The organism is Aliiroseovarius sediminilitoris, assembly GCF_900109955.1.
GTDB lineage: Bacteria > Pseudomonadota > Alphaproteobacteria > Rhodobacterales > Rhodobacteraceae > Aliiroseovarius > Aliiroseovarius sediminilitoris.
In genome coordinates, this window is the sequence record NZ_FOJB01000001.1 from 2491063 (window position 1) to 2516723 (window position 25661).

Consider the following 25661-nt stretch of genomic DNA (forward strand, 5'->3'; position numbering starts at 1 on the left):
CCTCCACCTGCACTATTGACCAAACACAGGCTTTTGAAAACACTGGTGAAATGAAAACACCCATCCACAGGAACAAACTGTTCAGCGCGCTTCGCGACGTTCAGGACCGCAGAAATACACGGCGATCGTTTGGAATCGGGACCTCTCCGGTGGCTATCGAGCCGCCCGGGGATGCGGCCGAGACCACTGTTGCGTGGCACAGCTACGGGACGGATGGCTATAGCGTCGAGGCGTCCGAACCCGCACCGGGTGACGACCGGTTGCTGTGGATCGACATCTGCGGGCTGCGGGATCACGCGCGGATCGCGGAAGTCGCGGCTTCCTGTGGTCTGAGCGACCTTGCCATTGCCGACCTGTTCCATGTCGATCAAAGAGCCCACACCGATAGCGACGGCGATCTGGTCCTGACTGTGCTGCGGATGCCGGTCGCCGGGCCGCCGTTTGAGGCGGACCAGATCACGCTGGTCCTTGGCGCCGGCTTCGTTCTGACGATCCGTGAAGGCCCCCGCGACTGTTTGGGCAGTGTCCGCAAGCGGCTTGCGGGCGGCACCGGACGCATCCGCACCTCTAGCGGCTATCTGTTCTATGCCCTGATCGACGCCATCGTGGACACCTATTTTCCGATCCTGGAACGCTACGGCGATCTGGTCGAAGGGCTGGAACAGCGGATCCTCGCGTCGCCTGGCGACGACGCCATGCGCGATATCCATCTGCTGAAACGCGAGCTTCTGGACATACGGCACGCGCTCTGGCCGATGCGCGAGGCGCTGGCGGCGCTGCAACGGGACGACACACCGCAGATCGACGAGCCAGTGCTCCCCTTCCTCAGGGATTGTTCGGATCATGCCTTTCAGTTGCTCGACATGGTCGAGGTCTATCGCGAAACGGCGCAGGGGCTTGTGGACCTGCAACTGTCGTCGCTTTCCAACCGCATGAACGAGGTGATGAAGATGCTGACCATGATCGCCACGATCTTCATCCCAATGACCTTTATCGCGGGCCTCTATGGCATGAATTTCGACCGGGCTTCGCCCTACAACCTGCCGGAACTCGGCTGGCGGTTCGGCTATCTCTATGCGATTGGCCTGATGGTTGTCTCGGCCTCCACGATGCTGTTCGTCTTCTGGCGGCTGGGCTGGATATTCGGCAAGAAACGGCGGTCACGAGCCGATGACTGAAAAGTGACGTTACAAATCTGTATAGTCGCCGCGAAGCCAATTTTATCTGCCGACCCGACATTTGCTCCGTAACGCATGATACGGAGCTTTCCTCATGACACATCCACGATCACCCAAACGGCGCACCAGGCTGACGGCAGCACTGCTTGCGGCGACCATCGCATCGACTGGTCTCGTCTCACTGGCGCCTTCCACCGCACTTGCGGTTCCCGCAGGCGGCTATGCCGACCTGATCGAACAATTCAGTCCGGCGGTTGTTCTGGTCGAAGTCACCCAGACGGCCACACCTGCCGCCGCAGACGGCGGAATGCCCAACGAGGAGTTCTTCAAGGAATTCCAGCGGCGGTTCGGTGACAACATGCCGCAAATGCCTCAAATACCGAACATGCCCGACCGTCAGGGCGTGGGGTCGGGCTTCATCATTTCGTCCGATGGTCTGATCGTCACCAACAATCACGTGATTGACGGCGCAACATCCGTAACAGTCAAGTTTGCCGATGGTTCGGAACATGTTGCGACTGTCGTCGGAACCGACCCGCTGACCGACATCGCCTTGCTCGACATCGAAGGGTCCGACCTTCCAACCGTTTCGTTCGGGTCGTCCAAGACAATGCGCGTCGGAGATGAGGTCATCGCTATGGGCAATCCCTTTGGCCTGGGCGGCACGGTCACGACCGGTATCGTTTCGGCCAAGGACCGCAACATCAATGCCGGACCGTTCGACGAATTCATCCAGACCGACGCGGCCATCAACCGGGGCAACTCTGGCGGGCCGCTCTTCAACGACCGCGGCGAGGTGATCGGTGTCAACACCGCGATCTTCTCGCCCAATGGTGCCAGCGCCGGGGTCGGTTTCGCCGTCCCCTCCGACCTGGTCTCAAAGATCGTCGCAGACCTGCAGGATGACGGCCAGATCGACCGCGGCTGGCTGGGCGTCCAGATCAAGCCGGTGAGCGAGGAAGTTGCCTCGGCTCTCGGTCTTCAGGCAGGACAGGGCACCATGATCGAAAAGGTCATGGACGGCACTCCGGCGCAAAGGGCGGGTTTGCAATCCGGCGACATCATCCTCAGCTTCGATGGTGCACAGATCGACGAAGCCCGCGATCTGACTCGCGCGGTTGCCGGCACTGCACCCGACACGCTTTCGAAGGTCCAGGTTCTGCGGAAAGGCGAACGCCTGACGCTGGATGTCACCCTGGCGAATCGCGCGACCGCGCAGGACGCCTGACAGAAGCTTCGCTGCGCCTCCAGTGTCCTCGGGGTGCAGCGGAGGTCGCCACTCACGGCAGACCACCCGCCCTGGTGCCATTTGCGCCGGGGCGGGTTACACACTGATAACAAGACGCGATTCGAGGGGCCAACGTGACGATTTCCGATACTTCACCACCTGCCGGCATTTGGGCGCGGATCAAGCCGGTCGCCCCCTATCTTCTGACGGCCGGATTATTCGCGCTTGGGGCTTTTGCGCTGTATCAGTTGCTGAAACCGGTGAATTTCCGGGACGTCATGGATCAGGTCCGCGGCACGCCCTGGCACATCATCGCCCTGTCGTTGCTGGCAATGTTCGCAGGCTACGCCGCGCTGATCGGATATGACTGGTCCGCCCTGCGATATCTCGGCAAGAAGCTTCCGTTCCCGGTCATCATGACAGGCGGGTTTCTGGGCTATGCACTTGGCAACACCATCGGCGCGGGTCCGGTCACTGGCGGCGCTGTGCGCTATCGCATCTATTCGTCCCTGGGACTGACCGCCTACGACATCGCCGCGATCGCCATATTCGGGTCCCTTGCCTTCGGGCTCGGGGCGACCATCGTCGGGTTCGGCGCGCTGGCCTATCATCCCTATGCCCTTCAATCGCTGACCTCCATCAGCCCACAAATCCTGCGATGGATCGGAATTGTCGCGCTGGTCCTCTCTCTGGGTTTCCTCGCGGCCCTCGCCCTGCGGAAATCCGAAATCACCCTGCGCGGCCACAGTTTCCGGACACCCTCGCTCGGCTTGCTCAGCGGGCAGTTGCTGTTCACCGCCATCGACATCCTGATGGCGGCGACCGTTCTCTATCTTTTGCTGCCGCCCAACGACATGGGATTCGCCACCTTCCTGGCGGTCTTTGCCGCTGCGATCTTTGCAGGCGTCGCCAGTCATGTGCCAGGCGGGGTCGGGGTATTCGAGACGATCATCATCGCCGCCCTGCCCGCCTCGGTCCCAGTCGATCAGGCCGCTGCCGGCTTGCTGCTCTACCGGCTGATCTACTATCTTGTGCCTTTCGCGCTCGCTCTTGTGCTTCTGGCGCTCAGCGAATTGCGGATGGCCAGCACCAAGGTCCAGTCGCCCCGGATGCAGGCCCTCGCTCCGGTCTTCGGCGCGGTCAGCTCCGTCGTGCCGCTGGCCATGTCGGCAATGATCTTCGCCTCCGGGGTCTTTATGCTGCTTTCGGCGGTCATTCCCGCTTCCAGCGACATTGCCGAGGAAATGGAACTGCTCCTTCCCCTGGGCTTCGTGGAAGGTGGCGCACTGCTTTCCAGCGCCATCGGTGCGGCCTTGTTGATCATTGCCCATGGCATGTTGCGGCGCGTCGAAGGTGCATGGTGGCTTGCCGTCGGGGCGCTCGCCGCCGGGGTTGTGGCATCGCTGTTGCAGGGACTGGATTATGAGCGAGCCATCGTTCTGTTGCTGATGGTTCTCGTCCTGCTGCCATGTCGACGCGAATTCTACCGCAGCGCGCGGTTGACGCGAAACCCCCTGTCACTTCGATGGGTCCTGCTGTTGGCGTCGATCGTCATCGCGGGCATTGGCGTCTATTTCTTTGCCCACAAGGCCACGCCCTACAGCAATGAATTGTGGTGGCAATTCGCCGCCGACCAATCCGCGCCGCGGGCCACACGCGCCGGTCTGGTCGGGGCTCTGCTCATCGGCTTGTTCGCGCTGGTGACGGCCCTGCGCCCGCCACGGGTTGTGGCCGAACTGGCGACGTCCGAGGAATTGGCGCAGGCCCGTGCAATCATTGCAACGCAGGCCAATCCGGATGCGAACTTTGCGCTGACCGGGGACAAGTCATTGCTGTTTTCCGACAGTGGCCGGTCTTTTCTGATGTATCGGGTTCAAGGGCGGTCCTGGATCGCGCTTGGCGATCCTGTGGGTGATCCGGACGAGGCGGCCCAGCTCGCATGGGAGTTCGTCGATGCCGCCAATGCCGCCAATGCCCGGCCCGTGTTCTACGAAGTCGCGGCAGATAACCTGGCGCTTTGGGCCGAGATGGGCCTGGCCATGCACAAGATGGGCGAAGAGGCCGTGGTTCCGTTGCCTGATTTCTCGCTCGAAGGCAGTCATCGCAAGAAGCTGCGCACGGCCTACAATCGCGCTGGCCGCGACGGGCTCAGCTTTGAGATGCTGAACGCCCCGGTCGACGACCCGACAATGGATGTGCTGCGCAAGATCTCGGATCAATGGCTTGCAGACAAACACGCCTCGGAAAAACAGTTCTCCGTCGGTCGTTTCGATCCCGACTATTTGCGTCGGTTTCCCATCGCTATCGTGCGCCATGACACGCGCATCGTCGCCTTTGCCAATGTCCTGACGACCGAGGCGAGGAAGACCGCGACCATAGACCTGATGCGGCACGTCGACGATGCGCCGGCTGGCCTGATGGACTATCTTTTCACGGAATTGATGCTGCATCTAAAGACGGAGGGGTTCGCTGATTTCAGCCTTGGAATGGCACCGCTTGCCGGGCTCGAGACCCGGCGCGGCAGTCGCTGGACGATGAAACTTGGCGCCCTTGTCTATCGTCACGGTGGGCATTTCTACAATTTCGACGGGTTGCGGAACTTCAAGGACAAGTTCGATCCCGTATGGGAACCGCGTTTTCTGGTCGCCCCGCCGCGGGCAAATATCCTGCTGATCGCGACAGACGCGGCGGCGCTGATTGCTGGCGGCATGCGCAAGGCTGTGGCGACGGGCTGAGAAGGTTCGCCCAAGCCGAGCCATATCATTCAAGAAGCCCGATGTTCAGCGCTTATGCTGGTCCTGTGCTGCCCTGCCAGCCGTCTCCGAGCGCCTGCACCATATTCTGCACCATGTGCCGGAAAGCCGATGGGACGTGCCGCGCGTGCTTGCTGTGGGCATCGCTTCCCCGGCCACCACGATCAACGCAGCCCTTGCCGCCGAAGGCTTGGCCGTATCCTTACCAGAAACCGCCTTGACCGCCGTGCCGCTCTACACCGTCACCGCGTCGGATCGTGCCCGCACCCTTGAAGTTTGCCGCAGCACCTACGCCCTCGCCGCCTGACAACCAATCCCTAGTGCCAACGGCAACTAGCCCCGGTTCGCGTGCACCGACGCAGCCTTGGCATTTTTATCTGAAAACTTCGCCGGTATCTGCATTCAAATACAGGCGGTTGGCGACCGTCGCACCGCCGCAGTAAGTGAAGTAGATAGGTTGGTCGCTATGGCTGCTAGACTTCACCCAACCGCCCATGTCGCGGAAGTCACGTTCGGTGCATCGGCGTTGCGCGATAAGAGATTGGGCCGCTTCTGCAAACGCGGTTCGGTATCGCGCGAAGTCGTCGGACCCCGCTACCAATTTTTCAATCCCCGAAGCATCCGCAGCCGGATCGGGCGGGCGAGTTTCGGATAGGTAATCCATCGACACCCATTCGGCGAACTGCCCGTCAGCAATGCCGTTCGCATCGTCGCACGCGGCGTTTCCCGTATCGACATATTCGCTTCGACCGCCGACGCAAGACGCGTCATAGGGCTGTGTGATCCGCGCCCACCCGTCGCGTTCTTCGTGCACGGTCACGCCTTCACGGAAGAACAACCGTCCAACTACACCGCAGCTTTCCGACGGGCATGTGCGGCGGTTCAACCGTTCGGAAGTAACCCAAAGCCGCTCGTCACCTTCCTGTGCAGCCCATCGGCGCTCATTCACTTCCGGCATGGCGGTTTGCGCAGTTTCCGGCGATGGCCCGGTGACGCCGATAAGGACGAAGCACCCGACGAAGGACGCCAAAGCAATCCAGCGGCTCTTGAACGGCTTAAACGGGTAGATAACCCCCGCCAACGACACGATTGACGCAAGCGCCAACACCAAAACAATAACAGAATTCCCGTCCAAGCCCTTATCCTCGTTAGCGATTCAATATTGTGACCCTAACAGGGATAACGTGTTTGTGTGGCGTTTTGCGGGCGAAGCTGCTAAGCACCCGACTTAGCGGGGTGCTACATGCCGTCACGTCTTCGTGAGCGTTCGGAGGCCAATCTGACCCCCTCAAAGCCCTGAAAATCGCATGGGTAGTTCGTGGTTAGAACTAGTTAAGCTCCAAATTATCCAATGAAATCAATGAATAATGGCGGAGACGAAGGGATTCGAACCCTCGAGACGGTTTCCCGCCTACTCCCTTAGCAGGGGAGCGCCTTCGACCACTCGGCCACGTCTCCGCCGACGCGTATATCCAAGCGAGCATGGGGAAGACAAGGTGAAACTTTCTTTCCTGCAAAAAAGTTCTCAGGGGGTCAGATCACACCGCGTGGGCGGCAAGATCGCAGATGACATTCCCAGCGTATCACTGCGATCAACCAATTGGGTGCGATCCCCCGATGCGGGGTCCAAAACGCTCAAGAAATTCGCCACGTATTACAACCAGATCACCTGCGCCAAGTGGGACCAAAGATCGTGCATATCGTTGACCCACAGTGCCTGCCTTACTCTTTCCTCGACAGCGACGTGCATGCGGTTGCGGAGGCCACCCCTTGACCCGGTCGGGCACAGAGGATTGAGTGATAGATGAACATGTTAATAGGTTCGCTTTGTGGGTGCCCGTTCAGATCACCCCGAAAGGATGCCCGATGACTGCTGAGTTCATGCTGATCACCTTCACGCTGTTTCTGGCCGGCGTTTTAGCGGTTCCCATCGCATCCCGATTGGGTCTTGGTTCGGTGCTGGGATATCTGTTGGCAGGTGTTTTCATCAGCCCGTTCCTGCATTGGATGGGCGCAGATGTCGTGGCGCTACAGCATTTCTCGGAATTTGGTGTCGTCATGATGCTGTTTGTTGTCGGGCTTGAGATGAACCCGCGGTCGCTTTGGGAAATGCGGTCCCGGATATTCGTGCTGGGCGGATTGCAAGTGGTCGTCACGACGGTTCTTGTCATGCTGATTGCCATGGCATTTGGCCTGCCGACAACCGTTGGGCTGGCGATTGGGTTGGTGTTTGCCCTGTCCTCGACGGCGATCGTGAATCAGACCTTGCGTGAAAAAGGCCTGTTGCGGTCGGATGGAGGGCAGGCAAGTTTCTCGGTCCTGTTAATGCAGGATATTGCGGTTATTCCCATGCTGGCGCTGATCCCCCTTCTGGCCATGCCGGAACTGGCTGAAACCCTGTCACATGGGTCCGCAGAGGCTGGCGAATATGGTTCCGCTGCAACCAAATTGAACCTCAGCCTGGTTGACGGTCTGAACGGCTGGCAAACTGCGCTGGCGACACTTGCGGCCATCGCGGCGGTCATATTTATCGGCACCTATCTGACCACGCCAGTGTTTCGGTTCGTCGCGCGGGCCAGGTTGCGAGAGCTGTTCGTCACCGCCGCCCTAATGATGGTTCTGGGCATCGCCCTGCTGATGACATTGGTTGGTCTGTCGCCTGCACTGGGCACCTTTCTGGCGGGGGTTGTCATGGGAGGCAGCGCGTATCGGCATGAGTTGGAAAGCGATATCGACCCGTTCAAAGGAATATTCCTTGGGGTCTTTTTTATCACGGTTGGTGCCAGCATTGACTTCACGCTTCTGGGCCAGAACGTTGGATTGGTGCTGGGCCTGACATTCGGGCTGATCGTGCTGAAATGCGTGGTCCTTATGGGGTTGGGGCGCGCATTTCATCTGAAAGGTGGCGACAGATGGCTGTTCGGGCTGGGCCTTGCCCAAGCCGGTGAATTCGGGTTTGTCCTGTTGTCGTTCACAGTCGCCAATGCTGTCATCCCCAAAGAGATTGCCGATCTTCTGCTGTTGGTTGTGGCCTTGTCGATGTTGCTGACGCCTGCGCTGTTCATCCTGTACGACCGTGTCATCGCACCACGTTATTCCAACGATGACGAACGCGAGGCCGACACGATTGAAGCGCCTGCCGAGATCATCATCGCGGGCCATGGCCGGTTCGGCGGCATCGTGAACCGGGGCTTGCGGGCGGCGGGCTATGACACGACTGTTCTGGACTATTCGTCGGAGCAACTGGAAATGCTGCGTCGGTTCGGGATCAGCGTGCATTTCGGCGATGCCACACGCCCAGACATGCTGCATGCCGCCGGGATCGAAGACGCCAAAGTCCTTGTCGTGGCAATCGACGGCAAAGAAGCGATCACCGAAATGACCCGCTATGTTCGTGCCCATTTCCCAAAGGTGCACGTCATTGCCCGCGCAGTTGATCGCAATCACGTATACGACCTTTGGTCGGTCGGCTGTCGAGATGTCATTCGCGAGGTCTATGACAGTTCGCTCCGGATGACCCGTTCGGCATTCGAAGCCCTCGGGCACAGTCGCGCTGCGGCAGACCGAATGGTTGCCGAGTTTGACGCGTCCGACCGTGAGGTCATGCTGGACTTGGCCCAGCTTCACGACATCAACACACCCACATTCGAAAACGAAGCCTATATGCAGCGGGTTGATGAGATGATGAAGGTCTGGGAAGAGCAATTGGCCGGGCGTGTTGCGAATGTAACCAAGACGGCCGAGTAAACCTCACAACAGGGCTAGAGCCGTGAAGTGGTGGACGCCACTTGGCTGCACAGATAGAAACGAAACTGGAACAGGATGGCGCTGCTTGCACGGCGTCGTTTGCAGGGGAAAGACAGTGCCACTGGAAATGTATAAGATGATTGCGCGCAATTCGCTTTTCATGCGCGCCCTACCCGATGTTCATGTGGACGCGATCTTGTCACAGGCCACCTGGCGACATTTTGAGCGTGGCGAAACGCTGTTCATGCAAGAGGATTCAGCCGACGCGATACACATCGTTCTGGACGGTTGGGTCAAACTTTACCGTATGACACGCGGCGGGACCGAAGCGGTGGTGAGTGTATTCACCCGTGGCGAAAGTTTCGGCGAAGCCGTCGCCCTGCGGAAACTGCCCTATCCGGTGTCGGGCGAGGCCGCGACCAATTGCGAAGTGATGCATATTCCGACCAACGTCATGCTGCAATTGGTGAAACAGGATCCCGAGGTCGCGCTTTCGATCCTTTCGTCAACCTTCACACATTTGCACGGGCTGGTCACACAGCTTGAACAGCTGAAGGCCAAAACCGCCCCGCAGCGTGTTGCCGAATTCCTTTTGGCGCTGTGTGACGGCACGTCGGAAGATTGCACAATCCAACTGCCTTATGACAAGGTGTTGATTGCCGGGCGTCTGGGCATGAAGCCAGAAAGCCTGTCCCGTGCGTTTTCTCGGCTTGGCACCTATGGCGTACGGATCGACAAAAGCAGTGCGATCATCAGTGATGTGCAGCGGTTGCGAGACTATGCGCGCGACGACGGATAGGGCGACGACACTGAAAAGACGCGGAGTTGAATGCCACTTAACCCTGTAAGTCATTGATTGTGTTAAGTCTGAATTTCACATTGACAGGGCGCGATACCACTGAGGTGTGAACATATATGCCACAAAAATTTGAAGAAAAACCTAAAAAAGGCCGCTACAAGGCGACCTTTTCAGAAGTATTCAACATCTTGGTTTCCTCGTTTCGATGGTTTGGTTGGCACCACCATCAAAACGGACAACCATTTCCCTTCAAGGGATGTGCCGCCCCCATTTCAGCTTGCTGAGAAGGGCGCGGTGTCAGATCACATCGAGTCTACGCCATGTAAGATGTCCCATCCGGAGTGCGAAGTTTCGCCAACGCCGAAAGCCCTGACTTCGACATCCCAATGATCCGCGCCCCTCATCAAGTCCAACCCGACCTTCTGCCTTTTCCCGAGCGAGAACCTCGTGCACCTCTAAAGGATCACCCATCACGCCTTTGAATTTCAAAGAAGGGTCCACATAACAACATACGTTTATCGCAGGATAATCCGATGATGTTGTTCGCGGGGCTGCACACCCAGCTCTCTGATGGTCGTCGCACTTGCACCTTGCTGACACGCCCGGCACTGCCTGATATCGAAGCGCTGCACCCGCGCATGCCGGTCATTCTGACATCGGAAGAAACGCTGGCCTGGCTTGAAAAGACCGCATCCGATGATGACGTTCGCGACACTTTCGGCACCGGATGGCAGGGCCGGTTCCTTGAGGACCCGGTGGCGAAATTTGGTCTTAAGGATGACGGACCCGAGTTGATCGAACCGATCGACGGTGCCGGGTTCGACTTGGTCCCGCGGCCTGAATATCTTGACTCGATGAAACGAAAAACGCCGCGCGGTTTCCCACGCGGCGTTTTCTGTTTTGCTGTGTCTGGGGCTTACATGCCCAGCGCACCTTTGACCTGGTTGATCGCAGCTTCCAGCAGGGCCGGGTTATTTGCAGCGGCCTCTACGGCAGCTTTCAATCCAGTCTTCTCGGCTTCTCCCAGCGAAGAGTTGTCGATCATCTCGTTCACTTTGGCGGCGTCAAAACCCTGCACGGTCAGCGCATCGGGCGTGGCATCGGTTGCGGCATCGGCGGAAGTATCCGCTGTCGCATCCGCTGCTCCCTCGGCGGTGGCGTCTGTGCCGGCATCCGGTGTTGCAGTGTCCGCGGCATCGCTGGCAGCACCGGTGACGGAATCGATTGCGCCTTCAACGGCATCGGTCACGGCGTCAGCAGCACCCTGCACGGCATCGCCCGCAGCGTCAGCAGCGCCTTGCACGGCTTCGCCAGCTGCGTCAGCGGCGTCCTGCACAGCCTCGCCCGCTGCATCCGCGGCCGCGGCGGCTTCATCGGCGGCGTTTTCGGCCGCTTCCTTGGCAGCAGCTTCGGCAGCGGCCGCCTGTTCGGCGGCGGCATCCGCGGCAGCGTCTTCCGCTGCTTGCGCTTCTGCTGCTGCTTCTTCCGCAATCATCTTAGTTTGGTTGTTGTTGTACCAGATATAGCCGCCCACAGCGGCAACGATCACAATTCCAACAGCGATAATGGTATTTTTCATGTCGGCATCCTCAACTTGTCCATACATGCGCTGCGCAGATCTGAGCAGCATCCAAGAGGGATGTGAGGTCTAAGCCGGTCAAGCGCAAGGGGAGTTTCACCCAATGCGCGTCAATACGCCAATGTAGCAGGAATATTGCAAGATTCTGACCCAAAAGAGCGGATCCCGTCGGCTTTTGACGTCAAATCAACATCCGCCTGAAACAATCCTTCGGAAAACGCTTTATCGGGTTGAAACACACCCGCATGGGCCTTAACTTCCGCAACCGAAGAACACTGAAACGTCAGAAGGAATGGCACAATAGCCCGCAGACCTCACAACGCGCCGCCCACGCGCGACACCGGCCCCCGCGTAAACGAGCGCATCAAGGCCACTGAAATTCGACTTATTGGCGCCGACGGCGAAAACGCCGGTGTTGTCACGCCTGCGCAAGCATTGGTCATGGCCGCAGAGGCCGGGCTTGATCTGGTTGAGATTTCGCCCAACGCCAACCCGCCCGTCTGTAAGATCATGGATTTCGGCAAGTTCAAATATGAACAGCAGAAGCGGGAAAGCGAAGCCCGCAAGAAGCAGAAAACCATCGAGGTGAAAGAGGTCAAGTTCCGCCCCAACACCGATACGCATGACTATGACGTCAAGATGCGCAACGTGTTCAAGTTCCTGGAAAATGGCGACAAGGTCAAAGTGACGTTGCGGTTCCGGGGGCGTGAAATGGCGCACCAAAACCTTGGTCGCGAATTGCTTGAGCGGGTCGCGGAAGATACCAAGGAAATCGGCAAGGTTGAAAACATGCCGAAGATGGAAGGCCGCCAGATGGTCATGATGATTGGCCCCGTGTCTAAGTAATTGGCCAAGCACCTGGTCTGATAAAGAAAAACGCCTCGCATCAGCGAGGCGTTTTGCGTTTCAAATCCGTGGCAGTAGCGCGCGGTCCTGTCAGCGCCGAGCCACAACATAGCGCCGCAATTCCTTTGCCGGGAAATTGCCGCTTTCAACGATTGTGAATCCCTGCTCGGTCAGGATAGCCTCGAACTCCTCGACACTCATGATCGCCACATAGGGCGCTTTGCCGACCATCTGCATCAGTGGCAGAGCAAAACGCATGGCGTAGTAAAACCAAGGCCCACCCTGCGTGGGTTTGCAGAATGTTTTTGAGATAAACACGCCACCGGGTGCCAGAAGATCACGCACACGCCCCAAAACGCCCGGCAGGTCTTCCACCAGATGCAACACATTATGGGCAAGGATGGCGTCATAGGGACCGCCGACATCATGCAGTTTTGCGTCAGTCACCTGAAAGTCCACATTGCCGATCCCCTGCTCGTCAGCCTTGGCTTTTCCGATCCGTATCATCTCGGGCGAGACATCGGTGATCGTGATATGTTCAACGGCGGGGGCCAGTTCCAGAGCCGTCGATCCTGTGCCGGCACCAATCTCAAGCACTTTGTCTTGAGAGCCAAGATAAGACCGCGTGCGTTCTAATGTGAACTGATACCCCTCGGGATCCTTGATCTCGGATGTCGCGTATTTCGCGGCGACCCCATCCCAAAATTTCGCAGCTTGTATCATCGGTCATCTCCTTTGATGCTGGTCTATCCATGCGAAACAGCAAAGGGAATTGCCGAATTTTGCCTTACTGCTATACATTTATGCATGAATTGGGATGCAATATCATTTGATTGGAACCAGGTTCGGGCCTTCATGGCCACAGCAGACGAAGGATCACTGTCCGCCGCCGCCCGTGTGCTGGGTCAAACTCAACCGACTGTCGGGCGGCAGGTCGCGCGGCTTGAGGACACGCTGGGCATCGCCCTGTTCGAACGGATCGGGCGCGGACTGGTTTTGACGCCATCCGGACGCGCGGTGCTGGAACATGTGCACAAGATGGCCGATGCGGCGGTGAACATCTCGCTTGTAGCAGCGGGACAAACGCAGGCCATCGAAGGGAAAGTGCGCATCACAGCGTCGGATGTGTTTGCCGCCTATATCCTGCCGCCAATGCTGCAACACCTGCGTGACATCGCCCCAAGACTTGAGGTTGACATCTTGGCTGCCAATGACATTCGCGACATCCAGCGGCGCGAAGCGGATATTGCGATCCGCCATGTCCGCCCCGCTCAACCCGAACTCTATGCCCGGTTGGTCGACGAGGCCGAGGCGTATCTTTACGCTGCCACCTCATACCTCAAACGGCGGGGGCACCCCAAAACCAAAGCCGATCTTTCGCAGCATGACTTCGTGAACTTCGGATCCTCGGACGAGATGATCGGATATCTTGCTCCGCTGGGGATCAAGGTCACGAAGCAGAATTTTCACCTGGGCTCGAACAGTGGTGTGGTCGCGTGGGAATATGTGCAGCGCGGCCTTGGCATTGCCTTCATGTCAGCCAATGTCGGTGACACCGCGCCGGGGGTCGAACGGCTTTTGCCGGATATGGATCCCGTTGTCTTTCCGGTATGGCTGATCACCCATCGCGACCTGCACACCAGCCCCCGTATTCGGCTGATTTTCGACACGCTGGCGGGGTTCCTGTCGCGCCCACCCGAAAAGTGATCGTTTTGATCGGATTGAGCGCTGTGAAAGTGACCTAACACAGCCGCAGTTATCACCTCTTTTCTCTGCCTGCTCTGCCGACTAGGGTGCCCCGATGGAAACACTGTCCTTTCTGTTCGTTCCCCTGTCCCTGCTGGCAACTGCTGTCATGGCGGCCTCGGCGGCGATCCAGGCGCACCGGGTTCATATGGACCCGTTTGGCGCGACAGTTCTGGCGATTGCCACCTCTATGGGCGGCGGCACATTGCGCGATCTGTTTCTGGGGCTGACGCCGGTGTTCTGGATCACCGACACCAGATACCTTGCCGTTGCGGTGCCGATTGCCCTGATCAGTTTCGGCCTGGCAACGCGAATGTCTTCCGGCAATGGCCGCAGACTCAAGGTGCTCATGCAATTGGATGCCATTGGATTGGCGCTGTTCACTCTGACCGGCGTTCAGGTGGCGCTGGATGTTGGGATATCCCCGATCCTTGCCATCGTTATTGGCTGTGTGACCGGCACGGCAGGCGGGATGATCCGTGATCTTTTGTGCAACATGACCCCCAGCCTGTTGAAAGAGGATCTTTACGCCACGCTGTCGCTTCTAGGTGGCGCGGTCTATCTGGCGATGCTGACATATCTGGGCGAGGCGCTGGCGGCGGGTCTTGGCTTTGCCACAATCCTGATTGCGCGCCTGCTGGTCCTGCGCATCAAGCCGCCGCGCGACAGCGTATAGCCTGGACCGGCTACAGCCTGCCTCGCCGTGCGGCCACCAATTGCGACAGGATCGATACTGCAATCTCGGCCGGACCCTTTGCGCCGATGTCCAGCCCGACCGGGCCGTGCAGACGCGACAGGGCGTCTTCGGGCAGACCCAAGGCACGCAACCGGTCCAGACGCGCAGCATGGGTGCGACGCGAGCCAAGACAGCCGATATAGAAAGAACCGGCCCCCAGCCCTTCACGGATCGCAGGATCATCAATCTTGGGATCGTGACCCAATGTCACGATGGCTGTTTGGGCATCCACCCCGATCTGTGCAAGGGCGGCATCGGTATCATCGCAAATCACACGCAGTCCCGGAAACCGTGCTGGCGTGGCAAAGCTGCTGCGCGGATCGGTGATGATGGGATCGAACCCCGTGGCTGCCGCCATCGGAGCCAGGTTTTGTGCGATATGCACCGCACCGACGATGACCAAGCGGGGCGATGGGTTGACAACCAGTGTGAACACATCACCGTCGAACCGGGTTTCCCCCGCCATCGTCTGCGGTGTGTCGGTATCCGACACCGTAAGTTGCCGCGCCCATGTGGTCACGTTCACCTGATAGGCAATCGGCACGCGATGGGCCTGCGTCCGCACGATCTCTGCCAGCATCGCGACCGGCATAGCGGCCCCATCGTTATCCTGATCCGTGACCGGTTCCACCAGAACACGGATGGTGCCACCACAGGCCAGCCCGGCGCTGAACGCATCCTCATCCGCCACGCTATAGGTCAACAGGCGCGGCACGCGGGCACCGATTGCCTCAAGCGCTTCAGTCACCACCGCGCCTTCGACACAGCCGCCCGAAACCGAGCCTTCGATGTCGCCGTCTTCTGCGATGATCATCTGACTGCCTGCCGGACAGGGGGCGCTGCCCCAGGTCTGAACAACCGTAGCAATCGCCACGCGCTGGCCCGCGCGAAGCCAGTCCAACGCTGTATCTGGGAGTGTCCTGAGCGTTGCCACGTCGATCGATTCATTTCCTTATCCGAATGTGGAATGTCACCGGGCTGGCGCAGGGTTTCAACCGCAAAACGTAAACGGACCGCCTGACAAATCAGGCGGCCCATTATGGAGTATACCATTTACAACACAAAATTGGTCCACATCCGCAGCACAAGCAGCCGCATCGCGTCCTGAACCCCATCCGGATCAACCACCAACGCAGCTTGAAACAAACCGCTACTCTGACTGATTCCACGAAAGAGGTTCGCCTTTAACTAAGACCCGCGCATTACTGGAGGCAAGGAAATAAGGCTTTCCGTGGCGTAAGCTCTACCATCGCGAAAAGGGAACGCATCTTTGGCTGGGCGCATCGTTGACGGGTTTTGATGTGTCTGCCAAAATCGCCCGAAGATCAGCATGGCACGAACTGTGAGCATCTAAGCATATGTTACCGAACGAAAACCCGTGCCAGCCCTGCACACCGAACCGCTTGTGCGTGACCGCCTGATGCGCGTCACAGCTATCACCTGCATGAAAAACGAAGCCGCATTCCTTCTGGAATGGCTCGCGCATCACAAGGCGATTGGTTTCACCGATTTTCTGGTCCTGTCGAATGGGTGCAACGACGGGACGGATGGCATGCTCGACCGTTTGCAGGAATTGGGTCATCTGACCCATCTGCGCAATGACGGACCCCATGATCAGGGCGGCATCCAATGGACCGGGTTCAAGATCGCTGACAAGCATCCCCTAGTGCGCGAAGCCGATTGGCTGATGACATTGGATGTGGACGAGTTCGTGAACATCCACGCGGGCGATCATACTCTGGCGGCCCTGTTCTCGGCGCTGCCCGACGCGGATGCGATCACCCTGACATGGCGGCTGTTTGGCAATGACGGGGTGATCGATTATTGCGACCAGCCCATCACCGGGCAATTCACGCGTGCCGCCCCCGAGGTCATGACCTGGCCCTGGCGTGCTTTTCTGTTCAAAACGCTCTATCGCAATCGTGGAGCGTATCGAAAACTCGGAGTTCACCGCCCGCGATCCCCGGTCGAAGGTGTGGTCGAAACCACGCGGTGGTTAGATGGAAGCGGTCGAACGCTGGATGGTAAGTTCCAGCGACATCAGATATTTTCGGCCTACACACGTCCGAATTACGGGTTGGTGCAGTTGAACCACTATCCCTTGGGCGCGATGGAAAGCTTCATTCTGAAATCCGACCGAGGGCGCGTCAACCGGTCGGACAAACCCATCGGAATGGATTATTGGTGCGAACGAAACTGGTGCGAGGTTGAAGACAACTCAATCCGTCAGACAGGCGCACCCCGGCAAGCCCAGCTTGCAGAGCTTATGTCCGATCCCAAGCTGGCAAATCTTCATCACGCAGCGGTCGACTGGCGCAAGCAGCGTTTTCGCGAACTGATGCAGGATGAAGCGAACCGCGCCCTTTTCGGTCGGCTTCTATTGACCCCGCCCGCACGCCCGATTCCCATGGACGACGCGCAAAGAATATACAATTTCGCGCAAATCCCACGTGCTGCGGACCATTGAAATTCCTTCGGAAACAATGCGCTGACCTCTTTCCCACTCTCCCATTTTTTGCCGCATTGCGCGCCAAAAACCGCCTGCTTTCGCACCGAAAGAACACTGTGGATGGAACAATGATTATCGAGGTGTGAGTGATGCAGGACGACCTGTCAGCAGGCGACATGAATGCCGATCATATCGGCACGCCGGACGACGAGTGGCTCTCGCAATTGGAAGAGATCGGGTACGAGCGTGGGTATTTCGAACCCCTTGGCGCGGATCACGCAGCTATATTGACCGACGAGGGGCGAACCCTTCTGGTCACGTTCGAAACGATCCGCAATATTCGCAACACCTCGCCCCTACAAGAACCGCTTGGCTGGACCCTCGTGCGGCAGAACGGGTGGTCAAACCTGTGCATTCTGGCGTATTCAGAAACTTGGTTTCGGGATCGCGCAGTTTATGGTTATTTCGACCGCCTGATCGAAGACGGCTTCTTTGAAGAATTCGACAAGGTGGTGTTTTATGGCGCGGGCATGTGCGGCTACGCGGCCGCCGCGTTCTCTGTGGTGGCGCCAGAGGTAACGGTTATCGCCGTACAACCCCAAGCCACCCTTGACCCGGCCCAGACTGAATTTGACCGCAGATTTCCGAAGGCGCGGCGGCGCGACTTTACAGATCGCTACCACTTTGCGCCCGAAATGGTCGAGATGGCGCGCGATGTGTTCCTGTTTTTCGATCCGGCAATAACCGAAGACACTGTTCACGCGGCGATGTTCAAAGGGGATCACATTCATCATATTCACGCGCGCCACTTTGGCGAAACGCTGGCACAATCTCTGTTTGACATGGGCGTGACCCATGACCTGATTATGAAAGCCGCCAAGGACACCCTGACACCGCAGGGATGCTATCGTGCGCTGCGTGTCCGACGGCGTTACCGCCCCTATCTGCGCAAACTGCTTGCCGCCGCCGAGGCGCGGGGAAAGCCACTGCTGGTCAAATGGTTGGCGTCGTCCGTGGCCTCAAACCAACACGCTCCACGCTTTCAACAGGCGTTGGACCGTGCGGAACGCATTTTGACAAAAGGTTCATCTATATCCTAGCTGTGAAGCAGCGCATCTGCACCAGGGACGCCCGTCGCGTTGCCCGTCGCGTTGCGCGATTTGCGCTTTGCATTCGCCCGAATCATCTGGCACGAAACCAGTTGCTGCGCTATGCCCTGTGCCGATGACCCAGACCCTGACACTCCGCCGTCCCGATGACTGGCACTTGCATCTGCGCGATGGTGAGATGCTGAAAGCCGTCCTGCCCGAAACCGCGCGTCATTTCGCGCGCGCCATCATCATGCCGAACCTTGTGCCGCCCGTGGTGACAAGCTCCGATGCCAACGCTTATTGCGACCGCATCATGGCCGCACTGCCTGCCGACATGCGCTTTGAGCCGTTGATGACACTTTATCTGACCGAGGACACAGACCCGGCAGATGTCGCCGCCGCCGCGACCCGTGGACTGGTGAAAGCGGTGAAGCTTTATCCCGCTGGGGCGACAACAAACTCCGCCTCTGGCGTGCAGGATTTCGACAAAGTCCGCCCGGTGTTCGAGAAAATGGCCGAGATCGGCCTGCCTCTTTGCGTCCACGGTGAAGTCACCGACGGCGACATAGATATCTTCGACCGCGAAGCCGTGTTCATCGACCGTGTGCTTGATCCAATCCGCCGCGCGACCCCCGGTCTGAAAGTGGTGATGGAGCACATCACCACCAAGGATGGCGTGGACTACGCGCGCGCCGAAGGTGACACGCTGGGCGCGACGATCACCACGCACCACCTGATCATCAACCGCAACCACATCTTGGTCGGCGGTATCAAACCGCATTATTACTGCCTGCCCGTCGCCAAGCGCGAAACGCACCGCCTTGCCCTGCGTGAAGCGGCGACCTCGGGCGATGCGACATTCTTCCTTGGCACCGACAGCGCGCCGCATATCGACCCGTTGAAAGAAAACAGCTGCGGTTGCGCAGGATGTTTCACCGCCACCAACACCCTGTCCTGCCTTGCCGAAGTGTTCGAGGCCGACGGCGCGCTGGACAAGCTAGAGGCGTTCACCTCGCTGAATGGCCCCGCTTTCTATGGCTTGCCCGTGAACGAAGACACCATCACGCTGACCAAGGGCGACCCCGTGAATTATCCCGCGAAGATCGCTACAGGGGACGGTCCCGTGACCGTATTTGATCCGGGCTTTCCGCTGCACTGGCGGGTTGACACATAACAAGAACAAGGACGCTGCCCATGATCCCTTCGACCTTCCCCACCAAGGATGAGATTGCCCGCCTGACCGCGCGGATGCTTTTGGAAATTGGGGCCGTGAACTTCAATACGGACGAGCCATTCACGCTGGCCTCGGGCCTGCCCAGTCCCTCCTATATCGACTGCCGAAAACTGATCAGCTTCCCCCGCATCCGCTCAACCCTGATGGATTTCATGGCGGTCGAGATCATGCGCGAAGCGGGGTTCGAGGCGTTCGACAACATTGCAGGCGGCGAAACCGCGGGCATCCCTTTTGCCGCCATGGTTGCCGAGCGTCTCGCCCTGCCCATGACATATGTGCGCAAGAAGCCGAAAGGGTATGGCCGCAACGCCCGCATCGAAGGGGCGATGGTCGAAGGCCAGCGCGTTCTGTTGGTTGAAGACCTGACCACGGATGGTGGCTCAAAACTCAGTTTCGTCGATGCGATTCGCCAAACCGGGGCGACATGCGGTGCAACCGCCGTGATCTTCTATTACGACATCTTCCCCGAGACCGAAAAAACCCTTGGCGATCATGGTGTTCAACTGATCCACCTGTGCACATGGTGGGATGTTCTGGCTGAAGCGAAAGCCCAAGGCGCGTTCACGACCGAGACTTTGGACGAGGTGGAGCGCTTCCTGAAAGACCCGCGCGCCTGGCAAAAAGCGCGTATGCAGGGCTGACGCACATCACCATCTGTATGGACTGTTTTGCGCGACCCCACCAAATCTGGTAGGGTTACGTATGTTTCCGACTTATCCACACGATAATCACAGAAACATACATTTTGCCTTGGACCATCCCGAGGCGCTAAACAATCCCCAAAAGGGGCAGGCAGTCATGAACGAGATCAGCAGTATTCCTCCGGGCGCTAAATCCGGCGACGCCAGCGAAGGCGTGCAGGACGCCCTGCCCCATCACATCGAAGCCGAACAACAGCTTCTGGGCGCGGTCCTGACGAACAACGACGTCTATGATCGGGTCGCCTCGATCATCAATGCGGGTCATTTCTACGAACCCGTCCATGCCCGCATCTGGGAAATCGCCGCCAGCCGGATTTCGAAAAACGCACTTGCCAGCCCTGTGACGCTGAAAGCGTTCATGGAAGATGACGAGGGCCTGAAGGAGCTCGGTGGACCCGCCTATCTGGCGCGACTTGCGGGCGCAGCAATCTCCAGCTTCGCCGCGCGTGACTATGCACAGATGATCTATGACCTCGCGATCCGGCGCGAGTTGATCCAGCTGGGTCAGGACATTTCGTCCAAGGCACAGAAGGTCGATATTTCGTCCGAACCGAAAGAGCAGATCGTCGAGGCCGAACAGGCGCTCTATAAACTGGGTGAAGCAGGCCAGACAGATTCCGGATTCCAAAGTTTTTTGAAGGCCGTGACCGACGCGGTTCACGTCGCCAACGCCGCCTATCAGCGCGAAGGCGGATTGGCCGGTGTCTCGACCGGGCTTGCCGATCTCGACAACAAACTGGGCGGGCTGCACCCGTCCGACCTGCTGATCCTTGCGGGCCGCCCGTCGATGGGGAAGACCTCGCTTGCCACCAACATCGCGTTCAACGTGGCGAAAGCCTACAAGAAAGGTACCCGTCCGGATGGCAGCGAAGGTGCCATTGACGGCGGTGTCGTCGGGTTCTTCTCGCTCGAAATGTCGGCCGAACAGCTTGCCGGACGGATCCTGGCCGAAGCCTCGGAAATCTCGTCTCACAAGATCCGCCAAGGCGACATGGACGAAGGCGAATTTCGCCGGTTCGTCAACGCGGCAAAGGAACTGGAAAGCTGCCCACTTTTCATCGACGATACGCCCGCGCTGCCGATCAGCCAACTGGCTGCCCGCGCCCGCCGCCTGAAACGCACCCATGGCTTGGACCTTCTGATCATCGACTATCTGCAACTCTGTCGCGGCACGGCCGAAAACCGGGTGAACGAGATCGCCGAGATCTCGATGGGCATGAAAGCCATCGCCAAGGAGCTCAATATCCCGGTCATCGCCCTGTCGCAGCTCAGCCGTCAGGTCGAAAGCCGCGACGACAAACGCCCGCAACTGTCAGACCTGCGCGAATCCGGGTCAATTGAGCAGGACGCAGACGTTGTCATGTTCGTGTTCCGCGAGGAATACTACAAGGAACGCGAAAAACCCGGCGACCACGAACTGGACCGCATGGCCGCCTGGCAGGACGAAATGTCCAGCCTGCACGGCAAAGCCGAAGTCATCATCGGCAAGCAACGCCACGGCCCCATCGGCACGGTCGAACTGTCCTTCGAAGCCCAGTTTACCCGGTTCGGAAACCTCGTGCAGAAATGGCAGCAAAGCTCGGACAGCGGGTTCTGATGGCGATCACTGGGGTGAACCACATCAACCGGTCGTGTCTGACCTTTCGCGCTCGGTTCACTTCTTCATGGATGTTCTGGGCAACTGCTGTGCGCGGATTGGTCAAGCGGCGCGTATCTTGAACTTGGCGAGCGTTGGCTTTGCCTCACCCCATCCGCCCAGCCGATTACGCCGCGCACAGATTATTCACTCCTCACTTTTTCCCGTAAACTAGACCACTTCGAACCGCTCGCCGCCAGTTCACCGGATGGCCACCCGGTAAACCGACCGCTCACAATCTGGCGCAGGTAATATCAGGGCAATGACAAACACCTAATCCGTGAGGTATTCGCGACATTTCTTGAACACACGATGCAGGTGGGAATGGACGTTCCTTAAAAGACCTTCGCAGTCAGGCCAATGACCGCGCCCTGCCGGTTCCGTTCCATGATGATGTGTTCCCCGATATGCCCGTCGGCCGCCGCCCAAAACAGTACGCCATGGGGCAAGATCATCTAACCGCCGTGCGCATGTGCGACGACTGCAAAGCGCCCCGTGAGGGCAGAGACGTAACTCTTAACCGCGTGATTGGAGTGGCGTCACACAACGCGTTTCCGCCAACCGCTGGTCCTTCAGGAAACAGACGGACCCTAAACCATCGGAGCAAACCGACGGCAGTGACTCCTTTCTGCGTGCATCGGCAGGAGCGGTCCGCGTGCATGTGCAGCGGGCCGCTTTTTTTGAGCGATTCACCCGCAAGCTGCCCTGCTGGATATCTGCTATATTGGGAAACACACCGCTTTGGCAAGCAAGGCCAGAGGTCTATAAGTTTCTGTTTTTATTTGTATATTCTGGTGCCCCCACACGGACTCGAACCGCGGACCTACTGATTACAAATCAGTTGCTCTACCAGCTGAGCTATAGGGGCACTGCTGCGCATTTAAGGGGTTCTGCGGGCGGGTTCAAGCAAAAGGTTTAGGGTCGGCTTGCCCGGGCCATCAGGGCCACGGCGCACAGGCCCACGGCGATGACCATCAAGGCCGGTGGGGCGGCTTGGCCGAGTTGTTCAAGCGATGCTTGCTCATAGACCCGGGTGGCCAGAGTGCCATAATTGAAGGGGCGTAACAGTAGGGTTGCAGGCAGTTCTTTGACGCTGTCGACGAATACCAGCAGCAAGGCCGTGCCGACCGAACTTCTGATCAGGGGAACATAGACCTCGGACAAGGCACCACGCGCCGATCGTCCCAGTGATCGTGCCGCCATGGGCAAGTTGGGGGAAACACGTCCAATGGCCGCGTCTGCGGCCCCTTGCGCAATGGCAAAGAAACGCACGCAATATGCATAGACCACGGCAAAGGCCGTCCCGGTCATCATCAGACCCGGATCCCAGCCTGTCATCGCGAGCACGCCATCGGCCAACATATTGTCCGTCGCCGCCATCGGGATCAAAATACCGATCCCAAGCACAGCACCGGGTGCGGCGTAACCAATCGTGGTCAACGGCATCAGCTTTCGCGGCACAGGATGCCCGGTCAAACGAACGCCATACACCAGAAACAGCGCAGCGGCGACCGTTACAACGGCGGCGATGCCGCCTACCGTCAGAGTATGCCAGAGCGCCGAGAACAGTCCGTTTGACAGCCAATATTCCGGTTTGGAAATGGCATGACCCAACAGCACGAAGACTGGCAAGACGAACCCAACTAAAAACGGAATGGCGCAGGCAATCAAAGCCATGATGCCGGGCACAGGCCCCAGCGCGCGCGCCTCGACCGGACGGCTTTGACGCGACATGCGGTAAAAGCGGCTGCGGGATCGGCTGATCTTTTCCAGCGCGGCCAGCAGGAACACGAAGACAAGGATCACCAATGCGATCTGCGCGGCCCCTCCTGCGTTATGACTTTCCAGCCAGACCGTGAAGATACCCGTGGTCAAGGTCTGGACCGCGAAGTAATCCACAACTCCGAAATCAGACACCGTTTCCATCATGACGATGGCGACCCCTGCGGCGATGGCTGGGCGCGCCAAGGGCATCCCGACGCGCCAGAACCGCGCAAATGGCCCTGCGCCCAAAGCGCGCGCAACCTCATAGGCGTCACCTGATTGTTCGCGAAAGGCGGCACGCGCCAACAAAAACACATATGGGTTCAGGGCAGCGGTCAGCACCAGAACGGCAGACCAACGCGACCGGATCTGAGGAAACCAGTAATCCGCCGAACTTTCCCATCCGAACAGGGCGCGCATCCCGGTCTGAACCGGGCCTGCATATTCCAGAAAATCAACGAGGGCATAGGCGCCGACATAAGCGGGGATCGCGAGCGGTGTCAGCAACAACCATTCCAACCAGCGGGCGCCGGGAAACCGATACATGGTGATCAGCCATGCGGATCCGGTGCCGACCGCCGCCGACAACGTGCCCACGGCCAGGCTCAGCAACAGCGTGTTTGAAACATAGCGCGGCAGTGTCGTATTCAGAAGGTGCGGCCACGCGTTCTCGGCCGGGGTCATGGCCAGCCAGACGATCGACAGGATGGGCAAAAGAACCAACAGCGCGATCACAATCGCCCCGATGGACCAAAGGTCTGGCAAGCGGCGGTCACGGCGTTGTGTCGCAATCTGAGTCTTTTGGTCAGTCATCAATTGTCCGTTTAGCCTGAAACAGGTTTAACTGTCCAGAAATCCAACATATGTTTCATGGGGTCGACTGCAAAAAAGGCCGGTTCTGAATGCAAATCTGTTTCCACCTTGGCGCCCACTGCACGGACGACGACCAGTTGACAAAATCGCTGCTTAAAAACAGTGGGCAACTGGCGAAACTCGGGGTCGCTGTTCCCGGTCCCGGTCGGTATCGGGGGCTGTTGGCCGACGCGCTGGTGAAGCTACAGGGTGCACGCGCCGATGACGACACGCAGGAAATGTTGCTGGATACCTTGGTCGATAGCACGGACGCCCAGCGGCTGGTCCTGGGCCACAAGAACTTCTTGGGCGCGCCGCATCGCTCGATTGAGAACAACCAACTCTATCACCTTGCCAAACGCAACACGGCTTGGATCCGCAACCTGTTTGCCAATCACGAGGTCAGTTTCTTCATCGGGCTGCGCAACCCGGCCACCTTCGTACCTGCCGTCCTGAGTATGGTGCCCGCCGCTGACCGCGCGTCCCTGCTGGCCCAGATTGATCCGCATAGCCTGCGGTGGTCCGACATGCTGCTGACGATCCGGGAAGCCAATCCCGCCACACCAATCATCGTCTGGTGCAACGAAGACACACCACTTTTATGGCCCGAGATCATGCAGGTGATCACGGGCGTAAACGACAGTAAACCGCTGGATGGGGCGCTGGATATTCTCAGACCAATCATGACTCCAGACGGGTTTCAAAGGATGCTGGATTATCTGGGAAAAACCGAGATCCCCAGCCCACAACAGCGCCGGCGGGTAATCGTCACATTTCTCGAGAAATATGCCATCCCTGACGAAATCGAAGAGGAAATCGACCTTCCGGGCTGGACTGAGGCGATGATCGACGACCTGAGCGATGCCTATGATCGAGATCTTGATCAGATCGAGCGGATCGAAGGAGTTACCCTTCTGGTAACATAGGCAAAAAACCCGCCAGATTGGCGGGTTCTCTCGTCTTCACGCGCGGCCGGACTTACATGCCCAGCGCTTCCTTATACATTTCCAACACCGCTTCTTCTTCGGCGATGTCATCCTTGTCGCGTTTGCGCAGCGCGATGACCTTGCGCATGACCTTGGTGTCATAGCCACGCGCCTTGGCTTCGGCCATCACCTCTTTCTGCTGATCTGCAAGGTCTTTCTTTTCCATATCCAGCCGCTCAATCCGCTCTATGAATTGGCGTAGTTCGTTGGCGGTTACGCGATAGCTGTTATCGGCCTGAGTGTCGTCCATGTGATCCTCTTCTTCGGGTTGCCTCTGACTAGCCAATCCCCCTGTCCGCTTCAAGAGCGGCAGATGCCGCGAAATTGTGAAACGGC

21 protein-coding genes, 2 tRNA genes and 1 pseudogene are annotated in these 25661 nt (G+C 58.6%); 16 read left to right on the forward strand and 8 right to left on the reverse strand.

Annotated features, from left to right (window positions below; genetic code table 11):
• Nucleotides 1-50: 50 nt before the first annotated feature.
• The 4 genes from corA to BMY55_RS12325 all read left to right on the forward strand — a co-directional run bounded on the left by corA (nucleotide 51) and on the right by BMY55_RS12325 (nucleotide 5466).
• Nucleotides 51-1178, forward strand: a complete 1128-nt coding sequence (corA, locus tag BMY55_RS12310; RefSeq protein WP_091431010.1) for a magnesium/cobalt transporter CorA — start codon at nucleotides 51-53, stop codon at nucleotides 1176-1178.
• Nucleotides 1179-1272: 94 nt separating this feature from the next.
• Nucleotides 1273-2406: a S1C family serine protease gene (locus BMY55_RS12315; protein WP_091431012.1), complete on the forward strand. Its 1134-nt coding sequence runs from the start codon at nucleotides 1273-1275 to the stop codon at nucleotides 2404-2406.
• A gap of 134 nt (nucleotides 2407-2540) precedes the next feature.
• On the forward strand, nucleotides 2541-5141 hold the full coding sequence (gene mprF, locus BMY55_RS12320) for a bifunctional lysylphosphatidylglycerol flippase/synthetase MprF (RefSeq protein WP_091431014.1): 2601 nt from the start codon (nucleotides 2541-2543) through the stop codon (nucleotides 5139-5141).
• A gap of 115 nt (nucleotides 5142-5256) precedes the next feature.
• Nucleotides 5257-5466, forward strand: a complete 210-nt coding sequence (locus BMY55_RS12325; RefSeq protein ID WP_143064334.1) for a hypothetical protein — start codon at nucleotides 5257-5259, stop codon at nucleotides 5464-5466.
• Nucleotides 5467-5532: 66 nt separating this feature from the next.
• Here BMY55_RS12325 and BMY55_RS12330 read toward each other — a convergent pair whose 3' ends face one another.
• Entirely contained in the window at nucleotides 5533-6294 is a 762-nt protein-coding gene (locus tag BMY55_RS12330) for an SH3 domain-containing protein (protein ID WP_143064335.1), read from the reverse strand.
• A 233-nt stretch (nucleotides 6295-6527) separates the two neighbouring features.
• Nucleotides 6528-6617 (reverse strand) — tRNA-Ser (locus tag BMY55_RS12335).
• Nucleotides 6618-7025: 408 nt separating this feature from the next.
• Here BMY55_RS12335 and BMY55_RS12340 point away from each other — a divergent pair.
• From BMY55_RS12340 to BMY55_RS17205, 3 genes and pseudogenes are all read left to right on the forward strand, one after another.
• A complete protein-coding gene (locus BMY55_RS12340; protein ID WP_091431021.1) occupies nucleotides 7026-8906 on the forward strand; it encodes a cation:proton antiporter domain-containing protein in 1881 nt (626 codons plus the stop codon).
• Between the two features lie 127 nt (nucleotides 8907-9033).
• On the forward strand, nucleotides 9034-9705 hold the full coding sequence (locus BMY55_RS12345; RefSeq protein WP_091431023.1) for a Crp/Fnr family transcriptional regulator: 672 nt from the start codon (nucleotides 9034-9036) through the stop codon (nucleotides 9703-9705).
• A gap of 509 nt (nucleotides 9706-10214) precedes the next feature.
• Nucleotides 10215-10400 (forward strand): annotated as a pseudogene (locus BMY55_RS17205) (SOS response-associated peptidase family protein); the annotation flags it as partial.
• Nucleotides 10401-10621: 221 nt separating this feature from the next.
• Here the strand turns inward: BMY55_RS17205 and BMY55_RS17090 are convergent.
• Entirely contained in the window at nucleotides 10622-11284 is a 663-nt protein-coding gene (locus tag BMY55_RS17090; RefSeq protein WP_091432511.1) for a hypothetical protein, read from the reverse strand.
• Between the two features lie 300 nt (nucleotides 11285-11584).
• On the opposite strand from BMY55_RS17090, the gene infC reads away from it, so the two are divergent.
• On the forward strand, nucleotides 11585-12130 hold the full coding sequence (infC, locus tag BMY55_RS12360) for a translation initiation factor IF-3 (RefSeq protein ID WP_091431025.1): 546 nt from the start codon (nucleotides 11585-11587) through the stop codon (nucleotides 12128-12130).
• A 90-nt stretch (nucleotides 12131-12220) separates the two neighbouring features.
• Here the strand turns inward: infC and BMY55_RS12365 are convergent, their stop codons facing one another.
• Entirely contained in the window at nucleotides 12221-12853 is a 633-nt protein-coding gene (locus tag BMY55_RS12365; protein WP_091431028.1) for a class I SAM-dependent methyltransferase, read from the reverse strand.
• Nucleotides 12854-12937: 84 nt separating this feature from the next.
• On the opposite strand from BMY55_RS12365, the gene BMY55_RS12370 reads away from it, so the two are divergent.
• Nucleotides 12938-13837, forward strand: a complete 900-nt coding sequence (locus tag BMY55_RS12370) for a LysR family transcriptional regulator (protein WP_091431030.1) — start codon at nucleotides 12938-12940, stop codon at nucleotides 13835-13837.
• 94 nt (nucleotides 13838-13931) lie between these two features.
• Complete coding sequence (locus BMY55_RS12375) at nucleotides 13932-14552, forward strand: trimeric intracellular cation channel family protein (RefSeq protein ID WP_091431032.1); 621 nt, start codon at nucleotides 13932-13934, stop codon at nucleotides 14550-14552.
• Nucleotides 14553-14562: 10 nt separating this feature from the next.
• Here BMY55_RS12375 and BMY55_RS12380 read toward each other — a convergent pair whose 3' ends face one another.
• Nucleotides 14563-15513 carry an XdhC family protein gene (locus tag BMY55_RS12380; protein ID WP_245744738.1) on the reverse strand — a complete coding sequence of 317 codons (951 nt, stop codon included), beginning with the start codon at nucleotides 15511-15513 and terminating at the stop codon, nucleotides 14563-14565.
• Nucleotides 15514-16032: 519 nt separating this feature from the next.
• Between BMY55_RS12380 and BMY55_RS12385 the strand changes: the two genes are divergently transcribed.
• The 5 genes from BMY55_RS12385 (at nucleotide 16033) to BMY55_RS12405 (ending at nucleotide 21684) form a co-directional block, all read left to right on the forward strand.
• Complete coding sequence (locus BMY55_RS12385) at nucleotides 16033-17079, forward strand: glycosyltransferase family 2 protein (RefSeq protein ID WP_091432514.1); 1047 nt, start codon at nucleotides 16033-16035, stop codon at nucleotides 17077-17079.
• Between the two features lie 131 nt (nucleotides 17080-17210).
• A complete protein-coding gene (locus BMY55_RS12390) occupies nucleotides 17211-18161 on the forward strand; it encodes a hypothetical protein (protein ID WP_091431036.1) in 951 nt (316 codons plus the stop codon).
• A 124-nt stretch (nucleotides 18162-18285) separates the two neighbouring features.
• Nucleotides 18286-19326, forward strand: a complete 1041-nt coding sequence (pyrC, locus tag BMY55_RS12395; protein WP_091431038.1) for a dihydroorotase — start codon at nucleotides 18286-18288, stop codon at nucleotides 19324-19326.
• A 20-nt stretch (nucleotides 19327-19346) separates the two neighbouring features.
• On the forward strand, nucleotides 19347-20027 hold the full coding sequence (locus BMY55_RS12400; protein ID WP_091431040.1) for an orotate phosphoribosyltransferase: 681 nt from the start codon (nucleotides 19347-19349) through the stop codon (nucleotides 20025-20027).
• A 157-nt stretch (nucleotides 20028-20184) separates the two neighbouring features.
• Complete coding sequence (locus BMY55_RS12405; protein WP_091432517.1) at nucleotides 20185-21684, forward strand: replicative DNA helicase; 1500 nt, start codon at nucleotides 20185-20187, stop codon at nucleotides 21682-21684.
• 831 nt (nucleotides 21685-22515) lie between these two features.
• Here BMY55_RS12405 and BMY55_RS12410 read toward each other — a convergent pair.
• Both BMY55_RS12410 and BMY55_RS12415 read right to left on the reverse strand, forming a co-directional pair.
• A tRNA-Thr gene (locus BMY55_RS12410) sits at nucleotides 22516-22591 on the reverse strand.
• Between the two features lie 47 nt (nucleotides 22592-22638).
• The gene (locus BMY55_RS12415) at nucleotides 22639-24300 is read right to left on the reverse strand and encodes an ABC transporter permease (protein WP_091431042.1); all 1662 of its coding nucleotides are present in this window, start codon (nucleotides 24298-24300) and stop codon (nucleotides 22639-22641) included.
• An 89-nt stretch (nucleotides 24301-24389) separates the two neighbouring features.
• Between BMY55_RS12415 and BMY55_RS12420 the strand changes: the two genes are divergently transcribed.
• Nucleotides 24390-25265 (forward strand): hypothetical protein, encoded by an 876-nt coding sequence (locus BMY55_RS12420; RefSeq protein WP_091431044.1) that lies wholly within the window; start codon nucleotides 24390-24392, stop codon nucleotides 25263-25265.
• A gap of 52 nt (nucleotides 25266-25317) precedes the next feature.
• Here the strand turns inward: BMY55_RS12420 and BMY55_RS12425 are convergent, their stop codons facing one another.
• Entirely contained in the window at nucleotides 25318-25575 is a 258-nt protein-coding gene (locus BMY55_RS12425) for a DUF2312 domain-containing protein (RefSeq protein ID WP_091431046.1), read from the reverse strand.
• Nucleotides 25576-25661: the final 86 nt, after the last annotated feature.